Below are 24,329 nucleotides of genomic sequence, written 5' to 3' on the forward strand. Positions count from 1 at the left end.
CAGACAGATGAGTTCCGAATGGCGGACCCTCCCCTACGCTGCGGCCCCATGAATGACAGGCAAACGGACACGAGGATCACGGACCCGAAGATCGCCGTGGTGACCGGCGCGGGCTCCGGCATCGGCCGCGCCGTCGCGGTGGAGCTGCTGCGCGCGGGCTGGTCGGTGGCGCTGGCGGGGCGGCGCGTCGAGACCCTGGAGGAGACGGCGGGGCAGGCGCCCGGAGCCGCCGCTCTGGCCGTACGGACCGACGTGTCACGGCAGGAGGACGTGGCCGCGCTGTTCGCGGCCACGGTGGAGCGGTTCGGGCGGGTGGACCTGCTGTTCAACAACGCGGGGACGTTCGGGCCGGGCGGGGTGCCGGTCGAGGAGCTGCCGTACGACGCCTGGCGGCATGTCGTGGACACCAACCTCAACGGGGCGTTCCTGTGCGCGCAGGCGGCCTACCGGCAGATGAAGGAGCAGGACCCGCAGGGCGGCCGGATCATCAACAACGGCTCGATCTCGGCGCACACACCCCGCCCGCTCTCCGTCGCCTACACGGCGACCAAGCACGCGCTGACCGGACTGACCAAGTCCCTGTCGCTGGACGGGCGGCCGTACAACATCGCCGTCGGCCAGATCGACATCGGCAACGCGGCCACCGACATGACCGCGCGCATGCAGACGGGCGCCCTGCAGGCGGACGGCTCGGTGGCGCCCGAACCCGTGATGGACGTGGCCGACGTGGCCCGAACCGTGCGGCACATGGCGGAGCTGCCGCTGGCGGCGAACGTGCAGTTCGCGACGGTGCTGGCGACGGCGATGCCGTACGTGGGGCGCGGCTGAGGCCTCTCCCCTTCCCCGCCATCTCCACAACTCACACAATCGGAATGTTGAATTCCTGCACATCGCGGCCGGTAGGCGACTTATGCTCAAGTCGTTCTGCACCAGAGCTTCACATATGAAGCAGACGGCTTCCGCAGGCCACTCCGAGGGGGGAGGCGGCAGCCGTTCCATGACACCGGGTGGGGGTGGACCTCGCGTGGGACCGCGAGGTACGCACCGGTGCGTGGAACGGCTGCCGGTTAAGCGGTACGACGGCCCTCAAGGGCCCGTACGACAGTGCTCAGCGGCCGAGGATCCGGTCGACGTCGGCCATCTGCCCGGCAGTGAGCGGCCCCTTGGCGATCGCGCCGGCGTTCTGCTCGGCCTGCTCGACGGAACGGAACCCCGGAATCGGCACCGTGCGCGGGCTGCGGGCCCACAGCCAGGCGAGGGCGCCCTGCCCGAGCGTGCGGCCGCCGCTGGTGAGGACGTCCTTCAGCGCGTCCACGCGCGCGAGCCACTCCGGGTCGGCTCCGGACCCGTCCTCGAACCCCTGCAGCCACTGCGGCGGCCGACTGCGGATGTCCCCGGCCTCGAGCGCCTGCCCGGTCCTGCGCTTGCCGGTCAGCAGGCCCATCGCCAGCGGACTGCGGTTGATGCTCGCCAGCTCCCGCTCCTCGCACAGGGCGAACATCCCGGGGGCGTCCTGGAGCACATTGGCAGCGTGCTGTACCGCCGCGCAGTGCTCCCCCTGTGCGAACACGGCGGCACGGGCCGGGTCGTCGGTGCTCCACGCGTAGGCACGGATGAGCCCCTCGCGCACGAACTCCTCGCAGACGTCACGCAGCTCGGCGGCACGCTCCGGGCCGGCGTCGGACAGGTGCAGCTGGTACAGGTCGACGTAGTCGGTGTCCAGGCGCTTCAGCGAGGCGGTCAGCGCGCGGCGGGCGTACGGCACCGTGTCGTCGGCGCCGGTGAGGGTGCGGGTCTCCTCGTCGAAGACGTTGCCCCATTTGGTGGCGACCACGACATCTGCGCGGCGCTTGCCGAGGGCGCGGCCCAGGACGCGTTCGCTGTGGCCGGCGCCGTAGGTGTCCGCGGTGTCGAAGAAGGTAACGCCCAGATCCAGGGCGCGCCGGACGGCCCGTACGGACTCCTCGTCGTCGACCTTGCCCCAGCCAAGCGGTTGCCCGTCGGCGGACTGCCACTCACCGCCGATGGCCCAGCAGCCGAAGCCGAGCGCGCTGACCTCGATGCCGGTCCGTCCCAAAGTCCTCTTGGTCTCCATGAGGGGGACGGTAGAAGTTGAAGTGCACACGAGGGCAAGCGCTTGAGCGGTTGTGGGGGTGAGGGCGGGTGTGGGGGTGACTTTCTGGCTCCCGGCTATGCCTGACCGGTCTCGAAGCGGGAGATCCTGCCGTCGCCCTCGACCTCGAAGTGCCAGCGGGTGCGCATCTCGCCATAGGTGTCGTTGCGGTAGCTGGCGAGGAGGTCGCGCCCGCGATTCGACTCGTTGTCGACTTCCATGTGGCCGTTGGAGGAGAAGATCTCCCGCTCGATCCAGTCGGCGAGGTCGCGGTCGCTGCCGTCGTCCGCCATGGTCGCGCCGGGCGCGAGGATGCTCATGAAGCCCTCGCGGTCGTGGGCGTTGACGGCGGTGACGAAGGCACGGACGGCGGGGTCGCTGAGTTTGGACGTCTGAATCGTCATACGGGCCAGCCTCACACCGCCTCCGGGGCCCCGCCACCCGAACGGCGGCGAGGGCAGGCCGGGCGGGTGACTTCGATGCGACGGTGGATTCGAGGGCGGGGTTCCGCTACCCAGTGGTCTGTTCCGGGAGTCATCGTGAGTGCTTACGACCGACATGATCTGGGCCTGCTGTTGCTCCGGCTGGGCGCCGGCGGCGTGCTGATCGCGCACGGCACGCAGAAGCTGTTCGGCTGGTTCGGCGGACACGGCATCGAGGGCACCGGCCAGTTCATGGAGTCGATCGGCTACCAGCCGGGCAAGGCCAGCGCGACGGCCTCGGGCCTCGCGGAGGCCGGCGGCGGCACCCTGCTGGCGCTGGGCCTGGCGACACCGGCGGCGGGTGCGGCGGCGGCCGGCGGCATGGCGGGCGCGGCAGCGGTGCACGCCCCGAACGGCTTCTTCAACCAGGAGGGCGGCTACGAGCACGCGGCCACCCTCGGCCTCGCCGCGACCTGCCTCGCGATCGCGGGCCCCGGCCGCTTCTCCCTCGATCACGCCCTCGGCCATGTCGTCGACCGCGGCTGGATGGTTCCCACGGCACTGGCGGCGACGGCCGCGGTGACGGCGGTGGTGATCGGGACGCGGAACAGGAGGCTGGACGAGGCGAGGACGCAGAGGGAGGAGCGGGCGGGGGTGCCGCAGGATCAGGAGGCCTTGTTCGAGGAGTAGGCAGCCGCTGTGCCAAGCTGCCCGCATGACCGATCAGGCAGCCCCTCCCGGCACCGCCGCCGAGCCCGCCACCAAGCCCTCCGACGACCTCTGGGCAACCGTCGACGACCTATGGACCTGGCTCGACACCGACCAGCCGATCGGCGGCAAGGAAGGCATGCTGCTGCGCATGCTGAAGCTGTCGGAGGAGGTCGGCGAGGTCGCCGAGGCGGTGATCGGGGCGACCGGTCAGAACCCGCGCAAGGGCGTCACCCACACCTGGGAGGACGTAGAGGGCGAGCTGTGCGACGTGGTGATCACGGCACTGGTCGCGCTGCGCACGCTGACGCCGGATACGCGGGAGGTGTTCACTCGGCATCTGGGGCGGGTGAGGGAGCGTTCGCTGGGTTCGGCGGCCCGGGATGTCCGCTCCACGCGGTGAAGGGGCACCGGTTGGGCCGAGCCGGCGCCTCGACTCCGGAGCGTGGCGATGAGCCGGATACTCGCCCGGCGGCCGACCAGGGGTGTGGCGACGTCGGGCAGCCGCATGTGCGCGACCCGGCGGCCTGGAACGGGGTCCTCGACGGACCGGGCACGCCCGCCACGTCGATGGCCTGCCTCCAAGGGACGGGTCCACTTGTCCTGAGTGGATGAGGCTCGACGCTCCGGCCTCCGAGAATGAACCGCAGGAGTGATGCGCACGGCGGAGCCCGCACCGGACCGGGGAGAGCAGCGGCAGACGGCCCCCGCGGGGCCGAGTCGACAACCCGGCAGGCGGCATGCCGACCGACTCCGCGGCCTCTGTATGGTGCAGCTGATGATCGGTACGACCGGTCATCTCGGCGGGACATTGGTGGCGGACACGGGGAGACACCGATCCTTGGGCGGCGGCAGCGGCCTGGACACCTTCGCGGCCTGGGCCTCACTCGCCGGTGACACCGTCGGCATGATCCCGGGCGGCAAGGCCCTCGGCGCCGCCGCCAAGGAGGTCACCGAAGGTCTGGCCGACGCCGGGCGGTGGGGCGTGGCCGTCTCCAACTCGGAGAAGGCGGGCGGCTTCGTCAAGGAGATCGTCCCGTCCTTCGCGCGGAACGCCACCGACGACGTCAACGACGCCTGGCGCGCGGCCGGGGAGTCGGCGGGCGGCTCGGCCAAGCTGATCGGCGAGATCAGCGCCAACGGCCTCAACGTCGCGGCGAACATGGTCTCCTCCGCCGAGAGCCTGGGCCTGGTGGACGAGGAGGGCTCCGAGCACAACGCGGCGGAGAGCACCAAGGCCGCTGCCACCGCACACTCCATCGCGGGCCTCCTCGGCTGGCTATGAGTCCCACAGCCCCGATACCCGAGCAGCAAGCCCCGCTCCGTGAAAGGTGGACCACCCCGTGACGGAAACCCCCACGAGGGCGCCGCACGGCCGCACACCGGCATTCTGGTACGGCCTGCCCCACGGCTATGTCCGGATCGATCTCGATCCCCCGCTGAACAGCGTCGTCGAACTCGTCCGGCAGGTCATGGCAATGCCCGAGGACGAACGCGACCGTGCGGAGGAGGTGCTGCGCTTCTACGCCGCCACCGTAGGCGCCCTGAACGCGCAACGCGTGCAGAGCTGCGCCCTCGGCCTGCACCCGAATGACGACGGCGGCCTGACCTCGTCCGTTCTCACCGTCTCCACACTGCCGACCTCAGGCAGTCATGCCAAGGCGGTCATCGCGAGCCTCGCGGGCACTGCGGCCGACAGGCGCGACGTGGGCATGCGCCCCCTTGAACTGCCGTGCGGCCTCGGCTTCCTGGCCGAGGAGAAACGCCGCACGCTCGCTCCGGGCAGGCCTCCCGAGGGCGGTGACGGCCCCCGTAGCGACCTGGTGTGGCAGGGCACCATCGCGGTGACCGGGCCCGGCGGCCACGACATCGTGCTGATCCAGCTCGTGACGGAGGCGGTCGACCAGGCCGACGACTACCGCGACGTGCTCCTCGGCATCGCCCATACGCTGACGTACACCGACCCCTCGCAGCCGGGGCCCGAAGAGGTCCAGGGCTCCCCCGCGCCGGGCAGCGCCGCGCATCAGGTACAGAACGACTTCGGATGACCCCCACGACGAGGAGTGACGTCGCATGACGCAGCCGCCCCAGACCCCGGAAGTGGCCGCGGTCCTCGCGCACAACAAAGCGGTCAGGACCCGGCACATCGCCCTGCGCGCCGCCCTCGGTGCGGCTCTCATCGCCCTCCCCTTCGTGCTCGTCGCCGCGGGAGTGCCGAACACCTTCCTGACCGTGCTGCCGATCGTGCTCGGGCTCTTCGTCCTGCTCTTCCTGTTGATCCGGGTCCGGCACGGACGGCGCCTCGGAGTGTGTGAGCAGGTGTTGCGCACGTATCCCCTGGAGTACCGCGACCGCGTGGACAAGCGCGGCTCCGAGCGGCTGTTGCTCGGCACCGTGCACACGGTGAAGCTGCCCGTCCGCGGCCAGCACGGCGCACGCACGATGCGCGCCGTCAGCGCGTCCACGGTCCGCCGCTGGCCCCAGGGCGCCGAGAACGGCGCGTGGTTCGCGGGAGACCCGGCGTTCGGCGGCGTCATGGTCGTCCCCGGCACGGGCGACATGCTGTTCCTGCAGCCCGCCGAGTGGCAGAAGTACGAGGCCGAGCGCGCCCAGGCCGAGCCGCAGCGCCGCGCCCTGGCCGCGCAGGCGGGAATCTCCGGCCTCTTGGAGAAGGAGGTGAACACGATCGCTGCGCTGGGCGGCTGAGCGAGGAATCTGTCGGCGCTCCTGTCACTGACGCTCGGGCAGGAGTTCGCGACGCTACCCGTCGAGTCCCGGCGCGAGCTGCGGAACATCTCGTCGTACGCCCTCTCCGCCGTGCGCTCCGAGGAGGCGATGGCGATGCGGCTCGCGGGAGTGCCACGGTCGGCTGCCGGCAGTCTCGCCCCGGGGCCAGGGGAAACGGCCTGCTGGAAGGTCTGGCGGATCCTTGACGGCGTGCACTGAGCAATACCCGAGGCAAGGCACCGGCGCTTCTGGCCTCCGCCCCACGGTCCATGGCTACTTTCATGGCCCCAGACGTGGCCGCGCGACCCCATTCCCTGGTCAGGGGGCCCGAGCGGCAGACGAGCCGAGCTGTACGCCGGGTTCTGTACCGCTCAGGGAGCGATCACGCTCTGACCTGCATGTTTGCGGGGATCCGGCGGCTGGTTCAGCCCTCTGGGACTTCTCAGGGACTTTCGGCCGAGTCGGTGAACCAGGCCTCGATGGCGGACAGTCCTCGCGCGCCGGCCTGCGGCATGAAGTGGGTGTACGTCCGGAGCGTGAACGCCGGATCGGAGTGCCCCAGCCACTTCGCGAGCGAGACGATCGACTCACCGGCTTCGAGCATCACCGAGGCGTACGTGTGACGCAAGACGTGGAAGCCGTGCTCGCGACTCGGCTCCCATACGCGCGATGGCTTCTCGCCCGGCTGACGCTCAGGCAGCGGCGGGATGACTCCTACTTCGGCGAGCGCGGGCTTCCATGCCTTGGTGTTCCAAGTGGTGCGGTTGATCGGGCCGCGCCGCCCCGTGTAGACGAGCAACCGGACCGTCACCTTGCGCCGCTCCTCGCGAGCGAGGTCGGGCTCCTCAGGATCCAGCCACGGCAGGGTCACTTCGATCGGTTCGAAATGCTCCTGGTGCGTGAGGATCCGCTTCGCGAGCACCTGGGGCAGAGGCGCGTCCCGTTCCTTGCCACCCTTGGGTGGACCGAAGTACAGCTGTGACTTGTACATGAGGATCTGCCGCTCCACGTGCACGAAGCCGTCGTGGACATCGTCTGGGCTGAACCCGAACACCTCACCCTGTCGGAGTCCGCACCCGACCCCGAGGTCGACTGTGATCCGGTACCGGGCGGCCAGCGCCTGCCGTACGGCGTTGACGCGGTCCTGCTCCCAGGCGCGGGCCTTGCGCTCCGGCTTCTTCGGCGGCTTGATCGAGCTGTTGCCCTTGCACGGGTTTCGGTACAGCCGCTTGTCCTCGACCGCGGCCTGCATGATCGCCTTGAGATACACCCAGGCGACGTAGGCCGTGCTCGACGCCACCGCCCTCTGCACGTCGGCCGACCACTTGCGCAGCTCCGCGACGCCGATGTCCCTGAGCGCCAGGTCTCCGAGCTGCGGCAGGACCTGCCCCCAGATCCGGTGCCGCATGCTTTCCAGCGTCTGAGCCGGATGTACCTGTGACGGCCACCAGTGCTTCTCGACGTACTCGCGAAGGCTGATCGCACCGTCTCGCGCGTCGACGAAATCCCCTCGCCGTGCGTCGGTCTGTGCCTCGGCCAGCCACGCCTTGGCGTCCGCGACAGTATCGAAAGACCGGTCGCGGACCCCCGGTATCCCCTTGACGCGGTAGCGCGTGCACTTGCCCCATAGGGCGGTGCGCTCGCGCTTGCCCGTCTCCTTGTTCGGCCGCTTCTTGAGCCACCGATCTTCGATGTAACCCGCCATACTCGTCTTACCCTCGGCCTCGCCTTGCTTCTCTCGGCGCGATCTGCGTCGCGATCAGACACACAGACGATCTCCGTGTGCATGAAATTCCGAGTGCTGCTGAACTCCTCAGACCCGTTTCCCCAGGTCAGGCAGCCCGACGACGCTCACGCTGCCGTGGGGCCTTGTTCAGCGGGTTAAGGGCCGGGTTCGACCGCGAGTCCGCCTGCTGCTGTTCACTCAGCCACGCATCGAGCAGGTCCCGGCGGTACATGACCCTCCCGCCGGGCCCCATCCGAAAGCTGGGTGGCCCTTGCCGGCGATGGCGCCAGACGTAGAGGGTGTTCACCGAGATGCCCATGTACTTCGCGGCGTTCTGGACGTTCAGGAAGGCGGCCTCGACGGCAGGCTCTGACTGGTTGCGCATCGTGATTCTCCGGGCTAAGCGCTGCCGAAGCAGCTGACGTTCCGTCCTCCCGCCAGCCGCGTGGCGAAGCCGCACGGCCGTCTACAGGCGAGCGGGATCAGAATCCGGAGAATCACTGATTTGGTGTGGCTGTTCCATCGTGGTAGAGCTAGCCGGGACCGCCCGCACCACCTGCGGATGCTCTTCGATCACGTGAAGTGCGTGTTCGAGGGCGTTGCGGAGCCGGTCGTGCTGAAGTCGAACGGCAACATCTTCTCCCAGCGCACCTTTGAGCAGCTCGACGAAGCCGAGAAGGCGGAGAAGCAAGCCAGGAAGAAGAACACGGAACACAAGGGGAGCGTGCCGTGCGTTGATGTCTTCGGCCCCCCCTTGAGAGCGTCCGTGCATCGCTGGCCGAGAGCGGTTACAAGGGCCTGCGATTCGTGTGCTCTGGTACCGGCAACAGACCTGGACCTGGATCACCCGCAGTTCCGGACGTCCGCTCCTCAGGACGACCCGGAGCAGCAGCACATCATCGCGGAGGCAAGTAGCGAAAAGGACGGCGCGATCCAGGAGATGCTTCCCTTGGAGTTTCCCCACGTAGGCCGCAGCCGGCGGCCGTTCGGGGGCCGATCACTGCGCCGATCTGGCTGCCGCGGAAGGATCAGGCACGCTCACCGAACCGTGTCTTCACAGCGCGCCGCTTCCCTCCGCTTAACTGCATTGCGCCGGCAGGGCTGGCCCTTCTATGGAAAATCTGGGCTGCCTGCCGACGCACCTGATCTTTCGGCTGAGCGGCGACAGTTAGGCCGAGGGTACTGGCGTGACCGACACGTGGCCATTCACACCCGGCCTGATGCTGCCGCATCTCCGGACGCCGTCTTGGTCGCGCCTCCATGCTTTGTCACTCTGGGACGGCACCGGACACGGACCGCACCATGAGTAAAGGCCTTATCTGTTGCCTTGCTTGCCCATACGTACGCTTCACCGGGCTGCAACTGTGACATCTGCTCGGAACGCAGCCCGGAGAAGGCAGCGTTGGCCTTCTGAAGGTGCTTCAGCCAGGCGGGCGACGTGAACTTGTGCAAGATGACGTGATCCGAGAGCTCGATGAGCGAGATCGGTACCGACGGTGGGTCCTGGCTGGCAACCAGAACGCTCATGCCCTTGTGCCGCATCTCTCGGACCGTCTCGACGAGTCCTGCGACGAGGTCGGGGCTGTCGATGTACTTGTGCGCCTCGTCGAACACGACCAGCTTGTTGAAATGCTCATCGCCGCTGCGTGCCTCGGCGAACAGCTGCATCAGCACGACAAAGAGGCCGAGCGCCTCGTCCTTCTCGATGAACTCGTCACGAAGGTCGACGATGATCAGACGTCCCGGGCGGATGAGGCTGGTGAGCCGGGCGTTGTCGTCGATGTAGTCACTGGCGAGGTTAAGTCGCTCCTGGGCAAGCTGCTTGACATGGTCCGGCATGCCCGAGTCAGCCACGCCCTGTCGGATAACGTCGAGCCTCAGGTCGTTGCGATGCGCTCGCATGATCCGCGTGAGCTGGCGGATGTAGGTGGACTGGTTGCCCACGGCCCCCATGAGGAACCGCCAGTGGGAAGCCTGCAGCTCGGCGGAGGAGAAGGCCAGCGGCTGGACCGCAATACCAGGGAACTGCCGCTGTCGATCGGCGACTTGGTCGGTCGGCGCGAGCAGCAGGACGTCCTCAAGGGCTCGCGGCTCGGCCCCGTAACGCTCCTTGAGGACCTTCAGCTGAGCCTTGTCGTCGTTGGAGCGCGCCATCGACGTGAATTCCGGGGCGTAGTCCATGGTCTGGCTGTAGTGGAAGACCACCGTTGCCAGCGGGTGCGGGAGCTCGTTCACCGGTGGTGACGATAGGGAGGCCATCTCGATGATGCTGCCAAGGGTGTAGCTCTTTCCGCCTCCCTGGACACCAAACAGGCTAATCGTGTGTGTCTCGTTGAGGTCGAGTGCGACCGTTCTGCCTGCCACCTCGCCCAGGACGCCGTGCTGCGGCGAGGGGTGGACGACACCGAGAAAGACTCCAGGGGCCGACGAAGCAGGCGCTGAAGCCGCGGCTGAAGGAGCCAAGGGAGCATCGACGGTGACAGCGTCCGGGAAGCCCCGTGGGGCGTGCACGGTAGCTGAGCGGGGAGGCAAATGGGTGTCACCGGGAGCAGGGACATCGTGTGCACTATCGTGCAGGTCACCCCGCTCCGAGCCACGCTCCGATTCCACCGGATCCGGTCCCGACCGAGGAGTTACGGAGTCCGTTCGGTCCTGCTGGTCCGATGAAGCACTCGGGGTGCCGGTAGGGGCCTGGACATCAACTTCGTCCGGCTCGGTGACGGCCGACTCCGACACCTGAGCGTCCTCGCTGTTGCGCTCCGACGGAGCCTCTGCGTCCTGCGTACGGAATTCCGCGTCGGCCAGGCGTGGCACCGACAGCTGCAGCAGCGCCAAGGTGGGCGCCGTGGCTTCGCCATCCGGCTCCGGGGCCTGGTCCTCCACAGGGGTGTCCCCGAGCTCGGGCAGTCCTGGCCGTACGGTGGGGATGGCGTTGATGAGTTCGGTGATCAGGTCGCTGCCGATCCGGTGGAAGTGCACACCGTCGTCGAGCTCCCGGTCGGTGCCGTTGCGGGCGAGGTCGAAGATCAGGCCGCTGCGGGTGAAGCGCAGTTTGTACCCCTTGTCGAGGCTGTCGAGCAGCGCGTGTGCTGCCTCGCGGGGTTTGTGGCCCATGGTGCCGTGGCGTGCTGCTCGCTCCAGGTAGAAGCGCAGCATGGAGCCAAGCACAAGGTTCTTGACCGTGCGGTCGACACGGTCAGGAGTGGTACGCGCCGGGTCAAAGGACTCGGCTAGGACGGTTTCGCTGCGCTCCAGCTGCTGGGCAACCTTTGTCTTCAGCCTCTGGTAGGCGCCGATGTCGTCAAGGGCGGTGTAGCACTTGACCTCGATGAGGTGGCAGACGACGGTCCGTTCCCTGGCATTGAGGTGGAAGAGGGCCAGGTCGCTGCGCTGGAAGGAGAAGGCGTCGCCAAGCTCCCGGGCCAGGCGCCTGGCTTCGCTGTACAGCTCTGGGTGGGCGTCGAGAGGGACGACGATCTGGTTGTGGAGGACGTCCTGGTAGTCCAGGTAGAGGCGGGCCAGGGAGAGGCCGAGGACTTCGGTGCGCTGGTTGGGTGCGGTGGAGGCCAGTTTGAAGGCGAGGTTTCCGGAGAGCAGGCGCAGCTGCTCGAAGAAGGTGTTGAGGTGGCGTTCTTCGACGTCGAGGCCGTGTTGCTCCGCCGTGGGGCCGAGCAGGGTGCGTAGTTCGTCGACCGAGTTCGAGCTCACCATGATCTGGTGGCCCAGCCCGCCGGCGAGAGAGGGCGCGTAGTCGATGACGTATTCGGGCCTACCGTGCTGTCCGGCGTGGTCGAAGTACTCCAGGCCAAGGGTTCGGTCGATGGTGACGACCCAGTCGCCAGCCTGGTGTGCCTGGTAGAGCAGGGCGCGGTCCGCGTTGTCGAGCGACAGGACGGTGCACGGGACGTTGCGCGGTGCCTGTCCGGCGGTGGCGACATTGGCAGCCGCGCTGGCGAGCAGCCCGGGCATCCTGCTCATGAGTGTGGCGAGGTCTTCGGCGTCCTCGGTGGCCAGGGCGGTGCCGTGACGCGGGACGGTACGCCAGACGATCTGCTGTTCGTTGTCCTCGTAGGTGGAGGCTGTCGTTTGGACGAGTCCGTGTACCGGCGCGTTGACGATGTCCTGACGTACAACGGAGCTGTACTGTTCGCCGCCGAAGGCGTCGATCAGTATGGTCAGGTGGGCGTCGAACTCGGCAGGGCGTTGGTTGAACTCCCTTACGGAACGGACGGAGTAGACGAGCTTCGCGGTCCGTGTGCCTCCCGCCGTGTGCAGAAAGGCTTCAGCCTCGGCGGAGGCGATCTGGTTCTGGGCGCTGAGCAGTTCGCCTAGGGCCGCTCCGGTTTCCTGGGCTTCCGGGTCGGTCACGCACAGGCGGATGTCGTACGTGAGGTCGCGGGTGGCCGTGCGTTGCTGCAGTTCGAGGAGCGCGTCGGCGATGATCTCGCCGCGCCCCGCGTTGACGACGTTCAACACGAGGGTGCGGACGTACGGGTGGAGGCGGACGTACCTTTCGATGCGGTCGGCCAGCGGGGTCCCGGACAGTGCGCTCGCGCCGTTCGAGGTACGTGAACTTACGGCGGGGATGTTCAGGGCGGTGGATAGGCGGCCGAGCAGGCCGCGGGGATCCGCGGTCTCACTGGCGAGGTAGGCGCCCCAGTATGGGGTGAGGTTGTCCGCGGCGGCCATGAGTCGTCCGTCCTGGCGGGGAACGGCGAACGGGAAGCCCAGTGGGGACAGGGCGTCAAGGAGCGATTCCCGGGCCGCGATGATCTGGCGTTTGTCTGCGTCGCCGAGGCGCGCGACCCACTCCTGGCCCATGGCAGACCAGGTCGCCAGCCAGAGCGCGCGCAGGGGATGGGTGGGTGAGACGAGCAGTATCGTGTCGCGCTGGCCGAGGCCGTCGGTGAGGGTGATTGCGGCACAGTCGATCTGCTGAAGCCGCGCCAGTGTCACGAGTGCGGCGCCACGGGTGTCGTCTGTGGACCGCTCGACCTGGAGCGATTGAGCTTCCACCAGCTCGGCGTACGTCTCGGCATAGGCAACTAGGACTTCGCGTACGCGCTCGAAGTCGATCGCCTCGCTCACCAGGAGGTCCCCGGTGTCCGCCCCGCCTGCTTTTTCGTCGCCCTGACCGCTCACTGCGGTGAAGTAGGCGTGCCGTGCGGCGAGGAAGGTGTCGTACGCCTCGGCTGCCCGCCCGCTCAGTTCGCGTTCCACGTTTTCGTCGGTGCCGGTGGGCGATTCGGCTGTGCCGTTCGAGTTCAGCACCAAGCGGCGCAGCGTGGTGTCGCTGGGCCGCGCCAGCAGGTCCTGCTGGATCTGCACCAACAGAGGGGCGAGGCGGATCTCGGCGCTGCCGGCCGTGTGGATTCTGGCGTTGAGGACCCGCTGTGGACTGCGCGGCGTGATCGCCTTCCAGCGGATATCAGTGACCGTTACACGCGACGGGGCGTCGCCGGCGACCAGTGCTTCGAACTGCAGGGACCGCAGTGCCTGGACGACGCCGTCGTAGCGCCCAGCGCTCCGATCGGGCGGTTCCTCGGTCTCCGCATCGGGGACGACGTAGAAGCGTTCGCTTTCGCCGCCCGGTTGGTCGTGGGCGCTGGGTGCGACGTCGAGCGCGACGTCCGACGCGTCGAGTGGGGTGACGCGTACGTAGTGCCACCCCTCCTCCCAGTCGATCTTGTTCAGCCGGCGCAGCGGGACCCTGAACTCGGCTGTCGCCGTCTTTCCCTTGCCGCGGTAAGCGATCCGTCCGATCGGCCCGCCGGTCTCAGAGACGATCTCCACCCGGAAGCGTTCGAGCCCATCTACCTTGCGAGGGTCCGGCTGCACGGAGAATCGTGCTGTCACCTCGCGTACGCCCTTCTCGCCAGCGAGCAGGTAGGGCTGCCCGACCATGGCCTCCAACGCCGGATAGGTACGCAGATCCTCGGGATTGTCTCCGGCGGCCAGCAGACCGAGCTCTTTCACTTCGATGGAGACGGTGGCGCGCCGTCGCTCGTCGATGTGCCAGTTACCGAAGGACAGTCCCCAGTTCTCCCGCTCGACGACGATACGGCGGGTCCAGGCCACCGGATCTTCCAGTCCGCAGCGGGTCGCAAAGCCGGCGAGCCGGGCAGCGAAGTCCGCATCGCTGAGTCCGAGGTCTAGGACGCGCTGACGTTCAGATCGCGTCGATCCGGTCAGCTTGTCGACCAGCCCGCGGTTCCGCTCTACGCGTTCCCTGACGAGGGTAGGATCGGCGAACAGGTCGAAGTCGGGCACCAGCCCGAAGTGGAAGACGGCGGCGCCAGCGACCTGCTCACGGTACGCGTTGGCCTGAAGTGTCAGCAGGTACGTCGCGACAGCGCGGTCGCCCATGCGACGGTCCGAGCCGTCCCGGAGCGCGGCGAGCAGCTCGTCCACGCCTTGACGCAGTCGGTCCGGCACCTGGTCGAGAAGGTGCTCTGCCAGCTGCCCGTATGCATCGCCGAGCGGCACCTCTTCGAACGTCGCGATCCCGAAGGAGTCTTCGGCGCTCACGCGCATCCCCGGTGGCACGAAGACCAGCAGAGGGCCTGGGAGGACTTCGTCCTCCGTGCGGTTGCGGAGCTCGACCAGCTTGGTGCTGGTCACGGTGACGTCATGGAACGGCAGGTCAGGGGCCAAGTCGTCGGCCGTGCCGAGGACACAGACTGTGGCGTGGGGGCCGAGCGCTCCCCGGAGCCGGCGCACAAGCGGCGCCGCGAGTTCGGCCTCCACCTCGGTGATCCGCATGCAGTGCCCGGCGGTCCGCTCACCGACGAGCTTGGCCAGCCTGGGAACGAGGACGCCTTCGAGGGCCTCGCGGAGATCTTTGGGGGTGATCTCTGCCAGTCCGATTGTGCTCATCGGGCCGTCACTCCCATCTTCTCCACTGTGCCGATGGCGTACCGGGGAGTGATGGTCTGTGTCAGATAGGCGTCCGACATGTCCTGGTAGTAGCCGATCTCGCGAAGCCGGTTGAGGAATGCCGCCGAGTTGGCGCGCAGTGCTGCCTGGTCGTCGAGGTGTGCGCCTGAGAATCCGTCGGAGTCGGGCAGCTGGTCGATGTACAGCCCGTAGCGATCCCGCAAGAGGGCGAGGAACTCGTCCACACGCATCGGCGATGTCTGCAGATCACCGGAGGAGTCGTTGTCTTCCCGGAGCAGCGACACCTGAAGGAGCACTTCTAGTAGCCGCGCGTCCAGCACGAAGCGGCGGGCGGAGTTCTCGCCACCGCTGCGACCGCCACGCGGCTGCGCGAGCAGGGCGCCGGGCCGGTGCTTGAGCAGCATCGAGTCGAGGCAGTCGACAAAGTAGCGGCGGTAGTAGCGCCCCTTGTAGTGCATCAGCATCTCGATGTACTCGTCGAAGGGGTCAAGGTCAAGCTGGGTGATCTGCTTCAGCTCCGCGGGAGTGTCCTCTTCCTCGTCGCGCACCCGGTTGGTGCGCTGCAGGAAGAAGGCGTCGCGATCCTTGCGGTACGACTTGCCGAGCAGTCGCAGAACCTCCTCCGGGGTGAAGTAGTTCCTCCCGCGGGGCCGACTGAGTTTGTCTGTCTTGACGGCGAGGTGCTCGGCGAAGTCGTCGAGCTTCTTCACCTGGTAGGTCGCCTGGACGAAACGAGGAATCCGCCGGTACCAGATCTCCGCGCTGCGTTCGGCCAGCACGGCGGCCGGGGTGCCAGGTGTTCCTTCGACGTCGAGGAAGAGCCGCACCCTGTACGGACAGCGGTCCGCCGCATCCTCCCCAGCGTGTCCCTTGCGGCAGGACGCGGGGGCCGCGCCCGCCTCGACGACGGCGGGCAGCAGCTTCATCATGCGCAGGTGGTAGAGGGACAGATGGAAGGCGAAGAGGATTTTAAGATAGTCCACGAGCACGGTGCGTGGCATGTGGTCCTGGTGGTACAGCAACCGCATGACGTCCTGGCACAACTGCCGCGCCGGCTGAGCGCACAGCGGCGGGTAGGGCGTGCGGGGTTTGCTGGTGTCCGGCCGATCCTGCATCTGGTTTCCGGCCTGCTCCACCAGGTGGAGCAGGGCCTGCGTCTCCACGTCGGTGCCCGGGCCGGGAGTGATCGCCCCGGTGGCCCGGTCCACGTCGGAGAAGAAGAACTCACGCAGGCCGGCCAGGGCGCCCGGGTCCTCGGCAAGCATCTCGTACAGCTGCTCGTCGGCCCCGTACGGGCGAGACTTTCGGCTGTTGCGGAAGCGGTAGGTGAATCCGTGCAGAGGCCGGGGGCTCGCCACCGCCTCGGTTGCCTTGCCCCGGTTGACAAGATCCAGGAGATGGGTGGCCGTCCAGCGGGTGGTGGTCTCCCGGTCGAAGCCGTCAAACACCTCGGGATGTTGCAGGAACAGCTTGACGAACACGTCGACCTCGAGGGTCTTAGCCCGGCTGATCTTGCTGGGCAGTCCCTGGTGCCAAAGCCGGGCCAGGAGCGCGGTGAGGACACGGTCCATGTCCAGCGCCTTGTAGTCGATCCGGCTGATGCCGGGATGGTGGAAGGTGCCCAGGGACCCGGTCAGCGCCATGTCGTCTCCTCCACCCGGTCGGCGCCCTCGGCGAGCGGCTCATCTTCGCCGTCCGGCTGCCGTGCCGTCAGCTCTTCCATGTGCAGTACGGAGTCCTCGGTGCGGTGGATGCGACGCAGGTCGTGTCCATGTGTCGTTAGCAGCACTTCCTGATACGGGACGGCGGCCAGCCTGTTCTTGAACACGGCAAGGGCGAGCTGCTGTCCTTGGAGGTCGGCGACAGACGGCCTGTAGCCACGCTCGAACCGCTGCAGAAGCTCGAACAGGTCGAGCCGGATGTCCAACTCGGCTGTCCCGCCCTGGCTGCCGGCCGGGTCGTGGTAGCTGAGGCGCAACGAGGTGCGCCCGGACTCGATGTATGTCGAGTCCGGGGCTTCTCCGGGTTCAAGGCGGAACCCTGCGGAAGGGAATCGGCGGAAGCTGCGGACGGTTCCGCCCTGCACGTCCCGCACCTTCAGCGCGAGGGCGTCACCGATCCGCTCGGGGACAACCAGTCCTTCGCCGCGGTTGAGCGCACGCAGGATGCCGTCCCGCTCCTCTGCAAGGGAGCTCCGGGCCGAGAGCAGGTCCATGAAACGCAGCACCGAGGGGAACGGCAGCATCCGCTCTGCGCGCTCCTCGTCGTGGAGCTCGAAGTAGAGCAGCCGGCGGGCCCCGTCCACGTAGCGGCGATGCGCCGCCGCCTGGGAGGTGCGGGCGGCAGCCGACCGGCCAAGCTGCTGGAACTGCTGGTCCAGCAGTGTGCGGCCGTGGTCGCTGCGGCCGTCGACCGTGACCAGTGCACGGTCCTCGAGAAGTCCCGCATAGTCGAGCCGCCGGTCGAGCTGTGGCTGGGGAACCGACGCCACATCGGCCTCCCGCAACAGGGAGAGCAGCCGGTCCCGTTCCCGTGGGGTCCCGTCGTCTGCGGGCGGAGTACCAAGGTGTGCGGAGAAGTAGAAGCTGTCCAGGATCTCCCGCGCGTCGCCGGCCGCATACAGCTGGTGGATCTCGGCGCAGTCGCGGCCCGAGGTGAGGGTGAAAGCGAGGGCCGACCTCAGGTCCCGGAGGGTGATGTGCAGCTTGCCACGTAGCTGGGTCAGTTCGTAGATCCGCCGCAGCCGCCGCTTGACCTGCGGGCCGGCCGCGGGGTGCTGGAAAGTTTGGGCGTTGTGCCGTGCGTAACAGGTCGCGGCAAGGTCACAGCTCTCGCAGTCCTCCCAAAACCGGCTGTGCGTCATCCGGTCGAGCATGCGCTCAAGCAGCGACTCGCCGTCTTGGGGCGCCCCATCGGTATCGAGGGGACGGGCAGCCACGTCACGCGCGTTGAGATTGACCACGGCGGCGGCCTGTCCGGTTGGCCGACCCGCCAAGCCCAGGTTGACGAGCTTGGCAAGGTGTTGAAAGCGGTCGTGGTGATGGCTGAGGAAGTCGACCAGACGCCCCTCGTTGATAGCGATCAGCCTGGTCTCGTCTTGAACCGGCCACGCCGAGTCGTCGGCACCGGTGAACGGCGCGAAGAACTCTTCCAAGACCTCGTCGCCGCTGGTCTCGCCCTCGTCCTGGCTTCCGTCGTGGTTGGTGCGGAAGCGGTGACCATCCAGGGTGAAGTCGGTGCCGTTGGGCCTCCGCGGCCCGAACGTGGCCCCGAGATCGCGGGCCTGTCGTTCGAAGCTCTCCAGAAACGCGGTCTTGCCGTCGCCCGCGTTGCCGGTGACCACGACGAGCGTGTGCCGACCTTCGCGGAGTGCCGGTACGAGCTCACGGTCCAGGGCCGTCTCGACATACACGGACATACTGTGCGGGTCGAGTCCGCGAGTGCCTCGGTTACTGCGGCGGCTCTGGCTGTACAGCGTCTGGAGGTGCGCGACGAATGGATTGCTGTTCGGCTCAGGCCGCAGAGACTCGTCACCGCTGCTGGTGACCGACGGAGCGGGCGACAGTTCGGAGCGCGCGGGCAGCCGCGGCGGAACGGGCGCGATGCGCGCGGATTCCAGGGCCTCCAGTGCGCGCAGCAGCTCTTCAGCTGTGGTGAACCGCTCGCCACGGTAGGGGGAAATGGCCCGCAGCATGATCTCAACTAGGCCCGGCGAGAGGTCTCCGAAGCCGCTGTAGGCGGTGCGCGGATCGACCGGGCGCACCCCGGGCGGCGGATACTCGACGCCTTCCCACGGATACTGTCCGCCGGTCAGCGCCTCGTACAGGGTGACGCCGAGCCCGAACAAGTCGCGGTCGGTGTATCCGGTGCCGTCAGCAGGGACCTGGTCCAGATCGGGCGGGGTGTAGCGCGGACTGGTGTAGGTGTGCCCTTCGGAGGAGTCCGAGGTCTTGGATATCCCGAAGTCGATCAGCTTGACCCCGTCGTCGGTCCAGAGCAGGTTGCTCGGCTTGACATCGCAGTGCCATACCCCGAGTTCGTGGATGTGCCGCAGCCCGCGGGCCGTGTCGATCGCGAGCCGCAGCACGTCCGCCGCGCCCATCCGCCCGCCGCGGACCACCTCGGCGACGTCCTTGCCGTCAATGAACTCGAAGACCAGGTAGGGGTATTCGTCGGGAGGCAGCAGCCTGTCCGCGTCCACCATCGACACCACGTTGCGATGCGGCGCGTGTTGGAGTCGCTGCAGTACGTCTGCTTCACGGCGCAGCCGCTCCAGGACGGAGTCCCGATCACGAAGGACCAGCTTCACCGCGCGGTCAACGCTCCTGATGGTGTCGTACACCCGGTAGGCCACGCCGAACGATCCGGGGCGGCCCAGCCGATGCCGCACCAGGTACTTCGTTCCGAGCTGGAAGTCGGCAGGCAGGTCCTTGAAGAACTCAGGACCGCGCGGTCCATCCACCCCCGCCGCAGAGGCAGACTGGGGCGCGGCGGAGGAGCCGATGCGCTTGGACGGAATGTTTCGCGCGCCCATAGCGAGATCGAGTCGCCGCAGCGCCTCGAGCGCGGTCGGCCGATCCGCCGGGTCCGTCGCGCAGAGCTTCTGGAGCCAGTGGGCAAGCTCGACCCGGACACCGGCACCCTCCAGGCCGCTGACCGGGAGCTGCCCAGCCACGCTTACCTGCTCCGTGGCCGAAGTGAAGGGGAGCTCGCCGGTGAGAAGCTGGTAGCCGATGACGCCAACCGCGTAGATGTCCGACTTCATGCCCATCGCAGCGGGGTCCGCATGGCATTCGGGCGCCAGATAGGACCGGTCGGCAACCTGGTGGGCTTCCTGCATCACCGTGTGGACGCGCCGCTGCGCGGTCTTCGCGTACTCGAAGCCGGTCAGCATCGCCCGGCCGTCCTGCGCGATCAGGATGGTCGACGGATTCAGCTCTCGGTGCGCGATGCGCCGTTGGTGGGCATGGGCGAGGCCCATCAGGACATGCCGGATGATCCGCAGTTTCGCGTCGGCGGTTAGCGGATCCTCGGACCCGGTCAGATGCAGCTTCAGAGCGTGGCCGGGTACGTCGTCGAAGACGGTGACGAAGACGTCCTTGTCCTCGTCCGCGAAGAAGTCCCGCACCCCGACGATGTTCGGGTGCGAGGGCAGCTTGCCCAGCGCCTCGTAGGCGATGCCTATCCGCTTTTGCTGCAGCAGCCGATCGGCCTCCGGAGCGTACGGATCGGCCTTGCGAACGGAGAGCCGGACCGTGCCCGACCCCTGCACGGCCAGCGCATTCTTCGCTCGGTACTCGCTGTGGATGTCGGCACCGTCATCGGGGGCCGTCTCACTGAGCCGCTCGATGACCTCCCAGCTGCCGAATCGCAGGGGCCCGGACGGCGGTCGGGAGGACCCCTGGACCGTACGCACGATCAGCTCGTGATGCGCCGCGATGTCCGTGTCGAACCGCCCCGAGACCGTGGGGACACGGGTAGCATCGGCAAGCCGTCCGATCAGGTCGGGCAGCGTGACGGTGTCCCTGGCATCCTGCTGTCGCGGCGTGCGATCGATGAGCAGGGCATCCCGCGCGGTCAGCACCATAAGCGCGTCGGTGTAGAGCCGGGACAACGGCCGATGGGCCGTCTCCAGGATCGTCTTGAGCTGCTTGGCGTGCCCGCGCAATTTCGGCAGCGGGCTCCGGAACGGAGCCCGCATCGCCGGATGCCACCGGTTGCCAGCGACCTCGATACGACCGCGGGTGCCCTTGACGTCGATGACGAGCACGGCATGTCCGGTGACGACGACCAGGTCGACCTCGAACAGCTCGTTCCGGTACGGGATTTCAACGGAGTGCAGGACCGTCCAGTCGTCGGGGGCATGATCACGCAAGTGCGCGATCACCCTCCGCTCGGCATCGTTGACGGCCTCCCCAACAGCAACGATCCTGGCACCCATCAGCCAGCGGCCTCCTCGATGGCAGCAGTGAGTAGTGCGAGCGCCTTGTCCTCCAAAACGTCGGCGCGGTCGCGGCATTGGTAGGCGTACCGAACGGTTTGGGCGATGCGGATACGGTCGGCAGGGGGCGCGAGGGGCACGTGCAACTGTTGGAGACGCTGAGGATGGAATCCCTGTTGCTTTCCGCCGTAACTCATGGATCGCAGGACCCTGAAGGCTACGTCGGATCGGAAGAAGGCAAAGAGGTAGGCGCCGGGAATTTCAGCATCCCCGCTCGAAACTCGCACGTAGTCCTGACTGTATGCATGCTGCAACCAGGATCCTGTAACCAAGATTGAACGACCGTAAACCTCATTCTCGCCAAGAGTGCCACGCCCCGCAACAAGGACCGTTTCATCCTGCAGGCGAGAATCTGCTGGAGCCTGAGATGCACTGATCCATCGGCCTTCAGGGCGGCCCCAGAACGCCTGTCGCTGACCAATCATGCGCACTCCATGAGATGGGTCAGTGTCAATCCGCTTAAAGCGCGAGCCAATACGCAGGCTATCGCTGGTGCAAATATCTCCAAGCGTTCGACCCGGAACCGATTCGAGCTTTTCGATGATTTTTCTAGCCCGAGGCGCGAAGTTCAACGCCCGCAGCGAATCCGAGCCCACATCGGGAACTTCAAACCCGAGGTCCCGTTTCTCCTGGTGCCAACGAAAGTCGCTCAGCTCCGAAAGCTTGACACTGTCGAAGAAATCTTTTGTCGCAGCGACAAGCCCTGCCTGAAAGCGCGCCCGCAGCTTCGCGCTTCGTTCCACCAGCAGATGAACCCGCTCCTCGAACCTCTCGTTGAACCGGGGCACGGGAAGCCCTGCGATGTGGTGCGGCTCGATGTGCTTCACGGCCGACCCATAGACCGATCCGCGGACGAGTGACTCTCCGAACCGGCAAAGCAGGAAGGCGTACAGATACCCGGGCTTAATCTCCTCCGGGTCAGGCTCGACCTTGAGGATGTCCTCCGACGCCCAGCAGTCGCCCATGTCAGGCCGGACGTAGGCTCTCCTGCCGGCGTTGAACCCCGAGCGCGAGATCAAGGTCATACCGGGCTTCACTTGAAGGTAGGACAAGGCCGCCGACCTGGCGTCGGACTTCCGCAGCCGGGGCAGCCCCGTGAGGTCGGCCGCCATCATGTCCTTCGTACCAAGGAACGGCACGCTGTGATCAGGGTCTGTGAGATAGACCCGACGGAACATGGGCCCGCTGAAGATCCCGCCGTTGTACCCGGAGGTCACGCTCGCCAGCGGCACTGTGTCCGGCAGGCGCTCCAGCATCTTCTTCGCTTCCAGGGAGCCCGCGATGTATGGCGATGCGTCGAGCCGGAGCCCCTGGTCCGCCAGCCAGTCTGACATCACCGGGTTGGAAAGGCTGGCGACCTTCACGCGCCCGCCTCCGTGCCCTCGCGCGGGTCCACGCCCGGCACCGGGTGTTTGGCCCGGAACTCCCGGTATTTCTCCGCGATCACTGGCAGGTCGTTGTCGATGACCGGCTGGCTACGCTTCAGCGGCCGGGTGACCACCTTGCCGCGGATGCGGAGCCGCTCCATTTCGACCTTCGTCTCCACCACGATGTCCCCATTGGGCTTGCGCTTGTAGAGGTCATTCCCCCGGCGGTCGAATCCGACCTTCTCGGCGACTGCCATGAAGACCGGGTATGGCTTCTCCGTTCCAATCCGGTGGTTGCGCACCTCCCGATCGGTCTTCCGCTTCAGAAAGAGGAGCGTCGTGAGGATGTTGACGTTCGCGTCGACGATGAAGGTCTCCACCGGCAGTTCGATGCTCGCGAGCACCCAGCAGTGCTCCAGGATGTACCGGCGGATCGCCTCGTCGGTCGGCCCTGGATTCGACAGGATGCCATTGGGCAAGACGATGCCGATACGGCCACCGGGCTTAACCCACTCGATGGCGCGCTGGATGAACAACTGCTCGGGCGCCATGCTCGACGGTGTAGTCCCGCTGGCCTCGACCTTGCCGGTCTCCTTGTTCCGCACCCACGACTTGGCGATGCCGTCGCTGAACGACTCGAGGACCGAATCGTCGCTGACGGGGATGTCGGCCCCGAACGGAGGGTTGGTGAGAAGCACGTCCACAACCTCGCCGAGCGGAATTTGCTTCTTCGCCGACTCGACGGCAGGCAGATGCCCTCGGGGGAAGGCCAAGGAGTCCATGTGGAAGACATTCCCGGTCGTCTCCGCGAGCGTCATGATGTTCATGGTGGTCGCCCGGACCAAGAACCGGTCGAAGTCCGCGCCGAACAGGTGCTTCTCCGCGTACGTTTGCAACCGGTCCCGGAAGCGTTCGCGCTGCTCATCGGTATCGGGGAAGCCGAATGTCCCTTCCTGTTTCTGCCAGGTGTGATGCAGGTGGTTGAGCGTCGCCTGGAGGAAGCCGCCGGTACCGCAGGTCGGGTCGAGAACTGTCTCGTCCTCCTGGGGATCGAGGATCTCGACCATCAGGTTGACCGCGCCGCGCGGAGTGAAGTACTGCCCCCGGTCGCCGCGCAGGTTAATTCCGACGAGCTCCTGGTAGGCGATTCCCTTGGCGTCGACATCCGTGCCGCTCAGGTCGTAGGGCGCAAGCTCGCTGACGATGAAGGCGAGGGCCCGGTCAGAGAGGGTGATCTCGTCGGTGGGCTTGAAGACGTCTTTGTACTCGCGCTTGACGTCCTCGAACAGTTCCTTGACCCGGGCGCTGATGGCTGCACGGCCCGCCGGGTCGAACATCTCCTTTAGGCCCGTGCGGAACCTTCCGTGGGCCGTTCCCCGGCTGACCCGCTCGTCGTACATCTTGGCGAACAGGAGGTAGAGAAACTGCCAGAAGGCGGCATCCTTCGGCATGCCCTCGTTGCCGTGGATGTAGTTGTGGCAACGCCGGAAGGTCGTCTTGAGCATCTCCGGCTCAGCTCGCCGCAGCCGCTGATGCGAAGCCACGGTCCGGCTGCCTCTAGTCCCCTCGGCGACCTCCCAGTCGCTGCGGTCCTCGAAAGTCGCACCAAAGTCGCCGATCACCTTCTTGAGGAAGAAGAAGTCGACCCCGTCCGTCCACATGCCGTCCGCGCATTCGGGACGATCCTCGTTGCCCATCAGCTCCTGTAGCTCGGCCAGATCCTTCTCCGCCTGCACCGGTTCGCGGAGCTTGACGACGTTCTTGCCTCGCTTCGGCTCAGGCTTGCAGATCACCACGCGGCGTAGATTCGCCGTGGTGTGCTGGGCACCGGACTCGAAGATCGCGATGTCGGCCTTCTTCGTCCGCTTACGCGGAGCACCTTCTTCACTGACCGTGACCGAGAAGTCGCGCGCCATGTCATGAGGGTCGATGCCGTGCTCGTGCACCAGTGCGCGAACGATCCTCTGTCGGACCTTCTCCTTCGGTGTCTCCCTGATCGCCTCCCCAGTGATGTAGTCGACGACCTGCCCCTCCTCCAGGGCGGTGACCCGAGGCTGAGTGTCCTCCGTCGCTGGATCGGCCCCATCCCCGGGCTGCTGCGGGATGGCCAGGTCCAAGGTCAGTTCCTCCATCAGCGTGCTGCTTCTTTCCTGTGCTCGGTGGTCCCGGCGGTGCCTCTGGGACCTGGTTGGTCCACACCCATCGCATCCGCAACCTGCGATTCTACGGCCGCTGAGCCATCAGTTACGGCGCTTCCTATCAGGCCGCGGGTGTTCTGCCATGCGGTGCGGCGCGAGCCTACAGCGGACCACCGACAATGCTCCCTATGTCCGCTCCCGGACAACAGGCCCATCGCAGCCTGGGAACC

The 24,329-nt window shown here is 67.1% G+C and carries 16 protein-coding genes; 6 read left to right on the forward strand and 10 right to left on the reverse strand.

The genetic code is table 11. The features are described from left to right. The first annotated feature begins 48 nt into the window (after nt 1–48). On the forward strand, nt 49–828 hold the full coding sequence (locus ACWGDB_RS13460) for an SDR family oxidoreductase (protein WP_453822546.1): 780 nt from the start codon (nt 49–51) through the stop codon (nt 826–828). A gap of 280 nt (nt 829–1,108) precedes the next feature. Here ACWGDB_RS13460 and ACWGDB_RS13465 read toward each other — a convergent pair whose 3' ends face one another. Both ACWGDB_RS13465 and ACWGDB_RS13470 read right to left on the reverse strand, forming a co-directional pair. Then, the gene (locus tag ACWGDB_RS13465) at nt 1,109–2,095 is read right to left on the reverse strand and encodes an aldo/keto reductase (RefSeq protein WP_453822547.1); all 987 of its coding nucleotides are present in this window, start codon (nt 2,093–2,095) and stop codon (nt 1,109–1,111) included. Nucleotides 2,096–2,190: 95 nt separating this feature from the next. Then, a complete protein-coding gene (locus tag ACWGDB_RS13470; RefSeq protein ID WP_427841336.1) occupies nt 2,191–2,517 on the reverse strand; it encodes a nuclear transport factor 2 family protein in 327 nt (108 codons plus the stop codon). A 135-nt stretch (nt 2,518–2,652) separates the two neighbouring features. Here ACWGDB_RS13470 and ACWGDB_RS13475 point away from each other — a divergent pair, with 135 nt between their 5' ends. From ACWGDB_RS13475 to ACWGDB_RS13495, 5 genes are all read left to right on the forward strand, one after another. After that, complete coding sequence (locus ACWGDB_RS13475) at nt 2,653–3,225, forward strand: DoxX family protein (protein WP_453822548.1); 573 nt, start codon at nt 2,653–2,655, stop codon at nt 3,223–3,225. A gap of 25 nt (nt 3,226–3,250) precedes the next feature. After that, nucleotides 3,251–3,646 (forward strand): MazG-like family protein, encoded by a 396-nt coding sequence (locus ACWGDB_RS13480; protein WP_453822549.1) that lies wholly within the window; start codon nt 3,251–3,253, stop codon nt 3,644–3,646. 375 nt (nt 3,647–4,021) lie between these two features. Further along, nucleotides 4,022–4,528 carry a hypothetical protein gene (locus ACWGDB_RS13485; RefSeq protein ID WP_453822550.1) on the forward strand — a complete coding sequence of 169 codons (507 nt, stop codon included), beginning with the start codon at nt 4,022–4,024 and terminating at the stop codon, nt 4,526–4,528. Between the two features lie 58 nt (nt 4,529–4,586). Then, entirely contained in the window at nt 4,587–5,291 is a 705-nt protein-coding gene (locus ACWGDB_RS13490; RefSeq protein ID WP_453822551.1) for a hypothetical protein, read from the forward strand. Nucleotides 5,292–5,316: 25 nt separating this feature from the next. Then, nucleotides 5,317–5,949, forward strand: a complete 633-nt coding sequence (locus ACWGDB_RS13495) for a hypothetical protein (RefSeq protein ID WP_453822552.1) — start codon at nt 5,317–5,319, stop codon at nt 5,947–5,949. A 463-nt stretch (nt 5,950–6,412) separates the two neighbouring features. On the opposite strand, the gene ACWGDB_RS13500 is transcribed toward ACWGDB_RS13495, so the two are convergent. The 8 genes from ACWGDB_RS13500 to mads2 form a co-directional block, all read right to left on the reverse strand. Further along, nucleotides 6,413–7,675 (reverse strand): tyrosine-type recombinase/integrase, encoded by a 1,263-nt coding sequence (locus ACWGDB_RS13500; RefSeq protein WP_453822553.1) that lies wholly within the window; start codon nt 7,673–7,675, stop codon nt 6,413–6,415. Nucleotides 7,676–7,802: 127 nt separating this feature from the next. Then, nucleotides 7,803–8,081, reverse strand: coding sequence for a helix-turn-helix domain-containing protein (locus ACWGDB_RS13505; protein WP_453822555.1), 279 nt, complete (start codon nt 8,079–8,081; stop codon nt 7,803–7,805). An 81-nt stretch (nt 8,082–8,162) separates the two neighbouring features. Then, entirely contained in the window at nt 8,163–8,411 is a 249-nt protein-coding gene (locus ACWGDB_RS13510) for a hypothetical protein (protein WP_453822556.1), read from the reverse strand. 491 nt (nt 8,412–8,902) lie between these two features. Then, nucleotides 8,903–14,458 (reverse strand): methylation-associated defense system ATP-binding protein MAD8, encoded by a 5,556-nt coding sequence (gene mads8, locus ACWGDB_RS13515; protein ID WP_453822557.1) that lies wholly within the window; start codon nt 14,456–14,458, stop codon nt 8,903–8,905. A gap of 110 nt (nt 14,459–14,568) precedes the next feature. Further along, nucleotides 14,569–16,236: a methylation-associated defense system protein MAD7 gene (mads7, locus tag ACWGDB_RS13520; protein ID WP_453822558.1), complete on the reverse strand. Its 1,668-nt coding sequence runs from the start codon at nt 16,234–16,236 to the stop codon at nt 14,569–14,571. Then, entirely contained in the window at nt 16,227–20,534 is a 4,308-nt protein-coding gene (mads6, locus tag ACWGDB_RS13525) for a methylation-associated defense system protein kinase MAD6 (protein ID WP_453822559.1), read from the reverse strand. Before mads6 ends, mads7 begins: the two co-directional genes overlap by 10 nt. Then, nucleotides 20,534–21,958 (reverse strand): methylation-associated defense system restriction endonuclease subunit S MAD5, encoded by a 1,425-nt coding sequence (mads5, locus tag ACWGDB_RS13530; RefSeq protein WP_453822560.1) that lies wholly within the window; start codon nt 21,956–21,958, stop codon nt 20,534–20,536. Before mads5 ends, mads6 begins: the two co-directional genes overlap by 1 nt. After that, nucleotides 21,955–24,093, reverse strand: a complete 2,139-nt coding sequence (gene mads2, locus ACWGDB_RS13535) for a methylation-associated defense system DNA methyltransferase MAD2 (RefSeq protein WP_453822561.1) — start codon at nt 24,091–24,093, stop codon at nt 21,955–21,957. Before mads2 ends, mads5 begins: the two co-directional genes overlap by 4 nt. Nucleotides 24,094–24,329: the final 236 nt, after the last annotated feature.

This window comes from Streptomyces sp. NPDC055013, assembly GCF_053608645.1.